Here is a 265-nt window from a genome sequence, read left to right as displayed (position 1 = left end):
GGGCGACCTGCCCGAGCGGCTCGCGATCGGCATGGTGATCGAGAACTGGCACTTCCTGTTCCGCGAAAGCTATTTCGATGCGCCCGTGCTGTCCTACGTGCCGAGCACGCCGGTGCGACTGACGCTCAACCGCTTCTTCTCCGAAGAGTACGGACACGACGAGATCCTGCTGCGCGCGCTGAACTTCGCGGGGCTGAGCCGCGCCGACATGCTCGACGCGATCCCGCTGCCCGAGACGATGGGGCTGTGCAATGCGCTCGCGTAC

The 265-nt window shown here is 65.7% G+C and carries 1 protein-coding gene; it reads left to right on the top strand.

The features are described 5' to 3' along the window. On the top strand, positions 1-265 hold a 265-nt coding region (locus tag SB725_RS31765), incomplete at both ends, for a hypothetical protein (protein ID WP_410923423.1).

The sequence above is a fragment of the Pseudomonas sp. SIMBA_041 genome (assembly GCF_046535095.1).
Lineage (GTDB): Bacteria > Pseudomonadota > Gammaproteobacteria > Pseudomonadales > Pseudomonadaceae > Aquipseudomonas > Aquipseudomonas mucoides.
The sequence above is the reverse complement of the archived record's forward strand: the minus strand, read 5'-3'. Positions and strand labels throughout refer to the sequence as shown.